6 protein-coding genes are annotated in these 9,195 nt (G+C 54.5%); all 6 read left to right on the top strand.

Translation table 11 applies throughout. The features are described 5' to 3' along the window. The first annotated feature begins 169 nt into the window (after positions 1 to 169). Positions 170 to 1,765, top strand: coding sequence for a tRNA (N6-isopentenyl adenosine(37)-C2)-methylthiotransferase MiaB (gene miaB, locus B4113_RS17905; RefSeq protein ID WP_033023160.1), 1,596 nt, complete (start codon positions 170 to 172; stop codon positions 1,763 to 1,765). Beyond that, positions 1,743 to 2,174, top strand: coding sequence for a RicAFT regulatory complex protein RicA family protein (locus tag B4113_RS17910; RefSeq protein WP_033023162.1), 432 nt, complete (start codon positions 1,743 to 1,745; stop codon positions 2,172 to 2,174). Before miaB ends, B4113_RS17910 begins: the two co-directional genes overlap by 23 nt. Before the next feature lie 282 nt (positions 2,175 to 2,456). Continuing rightward, on the top strand, positions 2,457 to 3,005 hold the full coding sequence (locus B4113_RS17915) for an outer spore coat protein CotE (RefSeq protein WP_033023165.1): 549 nt from the start codon (positions 2,457 to 2,459) through the stop codon (positions 3,003 to 3,005). Between the two features lie 95 nt (positions 3,006 to 3,100). After that, positions 3,101 to 5,788 (top strand): DNA mismatch repair protein MutS, encoded by a 2,688-nt coding sequence (mutS, locus tag B4113_RS17920; RefSeq protein ID WP_033843552.1) that lies wholly within the window; start codon positions 3,101 to 3,103, stop codon positions 5,786 to 5,788. Between the two features lie 13 nt (positions 5,789 to 5,801). Continuing rightward, a complete protein-coding gene (gene mutL, locus B4113_RS17925) occupies positions 5,802 to 7,751 on the top strand; it encodes a DNA mismatch repair endonuclease MutL (RefSeq protein ID WP_033843553.1) in 1,950 nt (649 codons plus the stop codon). Positions 7,752 to 8,035: 284 nt separating this feature from the next. Then, a complete protein-coding gene (locus B4113_RS17930; RefSeq protein WP_033843554.1) occupies positions 8,036 to 9,055 on the top strand; it encodes a LysM peptidoglycan-binding domain-containing protein in 1,020 nt (339 codons plus the stop codon). Positions 9,056 to 9,195: the final 140 nt, after the last annotated feature.

A 9,195-nucleotide genomic window follows, 5' to 3' on the forward strand; every position in this document is an offset into this window, starting at 1 on the left:
AGGGCTTGTCCCATCGGGGGTTTTTTGTTATCATGATATGTTCCGGGCTTCCGGAACAATTCCCGTTGTGTTTCTTGGCAGTTGACGATATACTATGATAATGTGTAGTTTGGAAGAATTTTGCGAGAATCATGCAATGATGTTGGACAGAAAGGAGATCGCGATTGCGATGAACGAAAAACAACGTTTGGAGCAAACGGGACAAATCAAAACGGAAAGCCATCCAGCGGACAGAAAATCCGCCTTGGACCGGCTGAAAGCGAAAACGTCGAAAGACTATGAGAAATACTTCTCGAGCGTCTTTCTCCCGCCGAATTTAAAAGAAGCGAAAAAACGCGGCAAGGAAGAAGTGCAATATGTGAAAGACTTTGCGATTCCCGATGAATTCCGCGGCATGGGGCGCGGGCGGAAATTTTACATCCGCACGTACGGCTGCCAGATGAACGAGCATGACACGGAAGTGATGGCCGGCATTTTCATGGCGCTCGGCTATGAGCCGACCGACCGGCCGGAAGACGCAAACGTCATTTTGCTCAACACGTGTGCGATCCGCGAAAACGCGGAAAACAAAGTGTTCGGCGAGCTCGGCTACTTAAAGCCGCTTAAAACGACGAACCCGGACTTATTGCTTGGCGTGTGCGGCTGTATGTCGCAAGAAGAAGCGGTCGTCAACAAAATTTTAAAGCAATACCAATACGTCGACATGATTTTCGGCACGCACAACATCCATCGCTTGCCGTACATTTTGCATGAGGCGTACATGTCGAAAGAAATGGTCGTCGAAGTATGGTCAAAAGAAGGGGACGTCGTCGAAAACTTGCCGAAAGCGCGCAAAGGAAACATTAAAGCGTGGGTCAACATCATGTACGGCTGCGACAAGTTTTGCACGTACTGCATCGTCCCGTATACGCGCGGCAAAGAGCGGAGCCGCCGCCCGGAAGACATCATCCAAGAAGTGCGCCAGCTCGCCGCCCAAGGCTACAAAGAAATTACGCTGCTCGGGCAAAACGTCAACGCTTACGGGAAAGATTTCACCGACATCCAGTACGGCCTTGGCGATTTAATGGATGAACTGCGCAAAATCGATATTGCACGCATTCGTTTCACGACGAGCCATCCGCGCGACTTTGACGACCGGCTCATCGAAGTGCTCGCCAAACGCGGCAACTTGGTTGAGCATATTCATCTGCCAGTGCAATCAGGCAGCACGGAAATTTTGAAAATGATGGGTCGCAAGTATACGCGCGAGGAATATTTGGAGCTCGTCCGCAAAATCAAAGCCGCCATTCCGGATGTCGCGTTGACGACCGATATTATCGTCGGCTTCCCGAACGAGACAGACGAGCAGTTTGAAGAAACGCTGTCGCTTTACCGTGAAGTCGAGTTTGACTCGGCGTACACGTTCATTTACTCGCCGCGCGAAGGCACGCCGGCGGCGAACATGAAAGACAACGTGCCGATGAAAGTGAAAAAAGAGCGGCTCAAGCGGCTGAACGACCTTGTACAAGAAATCGCAGCCAAGAAAATGAAGCAATACGAAGGGCAAGTCGTCGAAGTGCTCGTAGAAGGCGAAAGCAAAACGAACCCGGATGTATTGGCGGGTTATACGCGCAAAAACAAGCTCGTCCACTTCGTCGGCCCGAAATCGCTCATCGGCCGATTGGTCAACGTGCGCATTACGCAGGCGAAGACGTGGACGCTGACAGGCGAGCTGGTGAACGAAGCGATGGAGGTGAAAAAGGATGGCAAAGTATACGCGGGATGATGTATTGGCGCAGGCGAAGCAGCTCGCCAAAATGATCGCCGAAACGGAAGAAGTCGACTTTTTCAAACGGGCCGAAGAAAAAATCCATCAAAACGAAAAAGTGCGCGCGCTGATCAACGAGTTGAAATCGCTGCAAAAGCAGGCGGTCAACCTCCAGCATTACGGCAAACGCGAGGCGTTGAAAAAAGTCGAGCAGCAAATTGACGCCATTTACGAACAGTTGTCGCAAATCCCGATCGTCAGCGAATTCCAGCAATCGCAAGCCGATGTGAACGATTTGCTTCAGCTCGTCGCCTCGACGATTTCCAATACGGTCACCGACGAAATTCTCGCTTCGACCGGCGGTGACGTGCTGCGTGGTGAAACGGGTGCCGCGCTTCGTCACAGCAAGCCCGGCGGCTGCCATTAAAACGCTGGCGGAGCGGAAGAGACGGGTCAAAAGCGTCCCTTAAGCGGGGGCGCTTTTTTTTCATCGGCCGATGGAAAAAGGAACATCGATCTTCTCCGGCCTCCTAGCGCTAACCGAAAGGATTGGGTCGGCGCTTCCGCCGCCAGCGGCAAAAAAGAAGGCACATCGAACGGAGCGGGCGCATACAATGAACTATACGGAATAATGATTCATTTGCTGTGCACATTAGCGGAGATGGCGCATAGGATGAAATGAAGATTCATTTGAGGAGGGTTCCGTTCGATGTCTGAATACAGGGAAATTATTACAAAAGCCGTTGTCGGCAAAGGCCGCAAGTTTACGCAATCGACCCATACGGTGACGGCGCCGAACCGCCCGTCAAGCATTCTTGGCTGCTGGATCATCAACCACCGCTATGAAGCGAAAAAATGCGATAAAACGGTCGAAATTCACGGCCACTACGACATTAACGTCTGGTATTCGTACAACAACAATACAAAAACGGAAGTCGTTACGGAAACGGTCTCGTACACTGATGTGGTCAAGTTAAAATACCGTGATAAAGACCATTTAATTAGCGACGACACTGATATTATCGTCCGCGTCATCCAGCAGCCGAACTGCCTCGAATGCACGATTTCGCCGAACGGCAACAAAATCGTCGTCGACGTTGAGAGGGAATTTGTCGCCGAAGTGATCGGCGAAACGAAAGTATGCGTTGCCATCAACCCAGAAGGCTGCGGCCAAGACGATGATTTCTGCGACGATGATGACCTTGACGAGGAATTGGAAGATTTAAGCCCTGAACTGCTGCTTGGTGAGGAAGAGTAAAACTAGGAAATTTCTTTCCTAGTTTTTTCTTTTGCCGCTTGTTATAATAGTAGCGCAATCAATCAGCCTTCGGGTAAAAAAGGTTGGGAGAAGCGATGCCGTCGTATACACCGATGATCCAGCAATATTTGCATATTAAAGCACAATATCCGGACGCGTTTTTGTTCTTTCGGCTTGGCGACTTTTACGAACTGTTTTTTGACGACGCCATCAAGGCGGCGCAGGAGCTGGAAATCACATTAACAAGCCGCGACGGAGGCGGCGATGAACGGGTGCCGATGTGCGGGGTGCCGTACCATTCGGCGCAAGGATACATTGAACAGCTGATCGAAAAGGGATACAAAGTCGCGATTTGCGAGCAAGTCGAAGATCCGAAAGCGGCCAAAGGGGTTGTGCGCCGCGAAGTGGTGCAGCTCATCACCCCGGGTACGCTCATGGAAGGAAAGGGGCTTTCCGACAAGGAAAACTGCTACTTGGCGGCGCTTACGCCGTTTGCGGATGGTACATACGGATTGGCTTACGCGGATTTGTCGACCGGGGAAGTGCGGTTGACGCTGCTTTCATCTTGGGAGGAGACGGCCAATGAGCTCCATGCTATTCGGGCACGGGAGCTCGTCGTTTCTTCAGACAGCGATGACGGATGGGTGCGCGAGTTGAAAGAACGGTTCGCAGCGACCGTTTCTTATGAAGATGAAGCGGCGTGGCGGGACGAATGGGATCGCGTCGCCGGGCACGTCGGGCAAGAAAAGCTCCGTTCAACGCTTGCCCGTCTGCTTCATTATCTTGTCCGCACGCAGAAGCGCCGGCTTGATCATTTGCAGCCGGCCGAACTGTATCAAGTCGACCAGTATATGAAAATGGACCGGCATTCGAAACAGCATTTGGAACTGGTCGAAACCGTCCGCTTGAAAGGGCGGAAAGGCTCGCTGTTATGGCTGTTGGATGAAACGGTGACGGCGATGGGCGGCCGTCTGCTGAAACAATGGCTCGACCGCCCGCTTGTGAACCGCGAGGAGATCGAACGGCGCCTCGATTTCGTCGAAACATTGAAAGCAGCGTATTTCGAACGTCAAGAGCTGCGCAGCGGACTTCACAGCGTCTACGACATCGAACGCTTGGCCGGCCGCATTTCCTACGGGAACGCCAACGCCCGCGACCTCGTACAGTTGAAAAAATCGCTCCTTGAAGTGCCGGCGCTCCGCCGGACGGTCGGCGCGCTGCCGCTTTCGGAAGCCGGGCGGCTCGCCGAGCGGCTCGACCCGTGCGAAGAGCTCGTCGAGTTGCTCGAGCGTTCGATTCAAGAACAGCCGCCGCTTTCCGTCAAGGAAGGGAATATCATCAAAGACGGATATGACCAACGCCTTGATCGCTGCCGTGACGCGAGCCGCAACGGCAAGGCGTGGATCGCCGAACTGGAGGCGAAGGAGCGGGAAGCGACCGGCATCAAGTCGCTGAAAGTGGGCTACAACCGCGTGTTTGGCTATTACATTGAGGTGACAAAGCCGAACCTTCCGCTCGTGCCAGAGGGGCGCTATGAGCGGAAGCAGACGCTCGCCAACGCGGAACGTTTCATCACTCCCGAGTTAAAAGAAAAAGAAGCGCTGATTTTAGAGGCCGAAGAAAAAAGCATCGAGCTCGAATATGAGCTGTTTGTCGCCATTCGCGAGCAAACGAAGCAATACATCCCACGCCTGCAGACGCTGGCGAAAGCCATTGCCGAGCTCGATGTGCTGCAATCGTTCGCCGCGGTGAGCGACGAGCGCCGCTACGTGCGCCCGCAATTTTCCACGGAGCGCGTCTTGGCCATTCAAGGGGGGCGCCATCCGGTTGTCGAAAAAGTGCTCGGCACGCAAACGTATGTGCCGAATGACTGCTATATGGACCGCGAGCGGGAAATGCTGCTCATCACCGGGCCGAACATGGCCGGGAAAAGCACGTACATGCGGCAAGTGGCGCTCACCGCCATCATGGCGCAAATCGGCTGCTTCGTTCCGGCGGAACGGGCAGTGTTGCCGATCTTTGACCAAGTGTTCACCCGCATCGGGGCGGCCGATGATTTAGCGGCCGGGCAGAGCACGTTTATGGTCGAAATGCTTGAGGCGCGCCACGCCATCGCCCATGCGACGCAAAACAGTCTCATTTTATTCGATGAGATCGGACGCGGCACATCGACGTACGACGGCATGGCGCTCGCTCAGGCGATCATTGAATATATTCACGACCGAATCGGTGCGAAAACGCTGTTTAGCACGCATTATCATGAGCTGACCGCACTGGAAGAGACGCTGCCTCGGCTTGTGAACGTCCATGCCCGCGCGGTTGAAGAAAACGGAAAGGTCGTTTTCCTCCATCAAATCGCCGCTGGTGCCGCCGACAAGAGCTACGGCATCCATGTCGCCGAACTGGCTGGGCTGCCCTCCTCGCTCATTGAGCGGGCCCGCTGTCTTTTGGCCGAATGGGAACAATCCACACCGAAACGGGAAGCGGCGGAATCGTCTGCGCGCAGTCCGCAGGCCGATGAAGAGGACGCGCCTGCCAAAACAGCAGGACAAGCGAGCGGACGGCCGCCGAGCCGGGCGGCGGGCGAAAGGAAAGCGCGGGAGCGAGAAACGGTGGTCGAGCAGCTCACCATGTTTCCCGATCTTGCCCCCGCGCCTGTGGGAGCCTCCCTTTCCCAAAAAGAAAAAAAGGTTCTCGCGGCGCTGAAAGACCTCCATTTGCTCGAGATGACCCCGCTGGAGGCGCTGAACAAGCTATATGAGCTGCAAAAGCTCCTGAAGTAAGGGGGGAGAAGCGATGGGACGCATCCGCAAACTCGATGATTTGCTGGCGAATAAAATCGCCGCCGGCGAAGTGGTTGAGCGGCCGGCTTCGGTCGTCAAGGAGCTCGTTGAAAACGCCATTGACGCCCATAGCACAGCGATTGAAATTGAATTGGAAGAGGCCGGGATGACGAAAATTCGCGTCATCGACAACGGCGACGGAATGGAGGAAGACGATAGCCTTCTTGCTTTTGAGCGGCATGCGACCAGCAAAATCGAAGATGAGCATGATTTGTTTCGCATCCGCACGCTCGGTTTTCGCGGCGAGGCGCTGCCAAGCATCGCCGCGGTATCGGAAGTCGAGCTGGTGACAAGCACGGGAAGCGGCCCGGGCACGAAGCTGGTGCTTCAAGGCGGCCGGTTGTTGTCGCGCGAGCGGGCGGCAGCGCGCAAAGGGACCGATTTGACCGTATCGAACTTATTTTTCAATACGCCGGCGCGCTTGAAATATATGAAAACGATTCACACCGAGCTCGGCCATGCCGTCGATGTTGTTCAACGGCTTGCGCTCGCCCATCCCGACGTGTCGTTCCGGCTTCGCCATCACGGCAAAACGCTCCTTCTGACGAACGGCAGCGGCGATGTCCGGCACGTGCTCGCTGCCATTTACGGCGCCGAGACGGCGAAACAGATGATTCCGATGGAAGCGGAATCGCTTGATTTTCTCGTCCGCGGCTACCTGTCGCCGCCTGAGGTGACGCGCGCCTCGCGCCATGCCATGTCGCTCGTTGTCAACGGCCGCTACGTGCGCAGCGCGCCGCTGGTGAAGGCGATTGAAGCCGGCTACCATACCCTTTTGCCGGTCGGCCGCTATCCGATCGTAGTTCTCGCCATCGAAATGGATCCGGTGCTTGTTGATGTCAACGTCCATCCGGCCAAACTCGAAGTTCGCTTCAGCAAAGAAGCGGAGCTGCAAGAGCTCGTCGCATCTGCCATCCGCGAGGCGTTCCGGCGGCGAACGCTCATTCCGTCCGTATCAGCGGCCAACAAGACGGTCAAACCGAAAACGGAGCAAGCTTCGTTTACGTTCGCCCATCATGTTCATGAACCGTCCGCGGAGTTGGACAGCCAGAGGGAGAACCGCGAACGGGCAGGGACGATGCCGGTGCTTGGCAGCGAGGAGGCGAACGCGCACATCGGCGAGGAAAGCGGACAGACGGGAACGATGCCCCCGTCCGCTGGGCGGCCGTTTTCCTCGCCGCCATCCGCTGACGTTGGAAACGGAGAAAAGGAAGGCGCTGCCTCTGCTTCGCCCGTTGCTCGACCGCATGCGGATGGCGGGGACAAACCGGAGGCGCCGCCGCTGCCTGCTGAGGGACAAACGGAGACAAAGCAAACTGATCGCCTTCCCCCGCTTTATCCGATCGGCCAGCTGCACGGAACGTACATCTTGGCCGAAAATGAACAAGGGCTGTATATGATCGATCAACACGCAGCTCAAGAACGGATCTATTACGAATATTTCCGCGAAAAACTAGCTCAAGTGTCTAACGAGGTGCAAGAGCTGCTCGTCCCGCTGACATTGGAATATCCGGCCGATGAATACGAGCGCCTCGTCGCCTGCCGCGACGAACTCGCCCGCTGCGGTGTGTTTCTTGAGCCGTTCGGTCCACGGGCGTTTGTTGTTCGCTCCCATCCCGTATGGTTTCCGAAAGGGAAAGAAAAAGAAATCATCGAGGAGATGATCGCGGGCGCGCTGGCAACCAAAACGGTCGATATCAAGAAGCTGCGCGAGCAAGCCGCCATTATGATGAGTTGCAAGCAGGCGATTAAAGCCAACCGTCATTTGCGCGACGATGAAATCTTTGCGTTGCTCGAGGCGCTGCGGAAGACGACCGACCCGTTCACCTGTCCGCACGGCCGGCCGATCATCGTTCATTTTTCAACTTATGAAATTGAAAAGTTATTTAAACGGGTAATGTAAATGGAGGGTGTCCCAAAAGGATCGGGACACCCTCTTTCGTTGCTCGATATACGTGCTGACTGCTTCTGCCGCACGATCGGTTGTGCCGATCTTGAAGGCAGACAACCTTTTAGGTCAGCCTTTTTGTAATCGTTTTGTAATCTACTTTTCTTCGTTTTGTTACAGACGAGTTGTTTGGATTTTACTATAATGGCTCATGTGCAGGAATACATGCCGAATTTTGTAGAGTCATAGCGAATGTTGTCAAAAACGGATAAGAATATAGACAGCTAGGGGGATGCAGCGTGAAAAAGACGTTTGTGTGGACAAGCACGTTGATCGGTTCGCTGCTGGCCGGCCATTCCGCTTTTGCGGCCAGCTATACGGTGCAAAAAGGCGACACGCTTTGGGAGATTGCGAGGCACTATGATACGACCGTTGAGCGGTTAAAGCAGCAAAACCAGGTACCGTCCGATCTCATTTTTCCAGGCCAAGTGTTGCAAATCGATGAACAAAGCGGGAGTAAACAAGCTGTTACCAATACATACACCGTTCAGTCCGGCGACACGTTAAGCGGCATTGCCCAAAAGTTTGGCACGACCGTGGAGGCGTTGCTCCAGCTGAATCCAAGCATTGCCGATCCGAACTTTATCCGCGCCGGACAAGCGCTGCAACTAGCAGGGCGGGCAAGCGCAAATACATACACTGTCAAGCCGGCGGCCGCGGCTGTGAACGGCCAATACATCGTTCAAAAAGGGGATACATTGTCGGGGATTGCCAACCAGTTTCAAACGACCGTGGACCGCTTGTTGGCGCTGAACCCGCAAATTACGAACCCGAACGTGATTCGCGTCGGCCAAGCCATTAAAGTGGCCGGGGGGACGACGGCTGTCCGCGCCGAACAAAACGTATCGGCCGTCAAACCGGTTTCGGCTGAATCGTCCGTTTCACTGGCTGACCAAATCATCGAAATCGGCGAAAAATATTTAGGAGCGAGATATTTGTACGGGGCGAGCCCGTCGCGCACCGATGTGTTTGACTGCTCGTCGTTTACGATGCGCGTCTTTAGCGAGGCGGGCATTTCGCTGCCGCGCTCGTCATCCGCTCAAGCGCAAGCCGGAAGAACGGTGTCGTTTAGCCAGTTGCAAAAAGGCGATCTCGTCTTTTTTGACACCGATTCAAACGGCACGATCAACCACGTTGGCATTTACGCCGGCAACGGGCAAATGATCAACGCGACTGTTTCGCTGGGGGTCACGTATTCATCGCTGACGTCTTCTTATTGGAAAACGCGGTTTGTCAAAGCGGTTCGGGTGCTTAACTAATGGAATAGAGAAGGGGCGTTTGACCTGTCGCCGAAAAGGCTGGTGAAAAAACGCTGTCACACATCAATCATCGCATTTTCATTCAGAAAAGAAGGCTGTTTCTACGAGGTTTCTCTAATTGAGAAATAGGTGGAAGCAGT

Source organism: Geobacillus sp. B4113_201601 (genome assembly GCF_001587475.1).
Lineage (GTDB): Bacteria > Bacillota > Bacilli > Bacillales > Anoxybacillaceae > Geobacillus > Geobacillus icigianus.

Excerpts from the sequence above, each read along its gene's own strand:
- B4113_RS17910 (WP_033023162.1), top strand. The coding sequence starts at position 1,743 with ATGGCAAAGTATACGCGGGATGATGTATTGGCGCAGGCGAAGCAGCTC.
- mutL (WP_033843553.1), top strand. The coding sequence starts at position 5,802 with ATGGGACGCATCCGCAAACTCGATGATTTGCTGGCGAATAAAATCGCC.
- B4113_RS17915 (WP_033023165.1), top strand. The coding sequence starts at position 2,457 with ATGTCTGAATACAGGGAAATTATTACAAAAGCCGTTGTCGGCAAAGGC.
- mutS (WP_033843552.1), top strand. The coding sequence starts at position 3,101 with ATGCCGTCGTATACACCGATGATCCAGCAATATTTGCATATTAAAGCA.
- miaB (WP_033023160.1), top strand. The coding sequence starts at position 170 with ATGAACGAAAAACAACGTTTGGAGCAAACGGGACAAATCAAAACGGAA.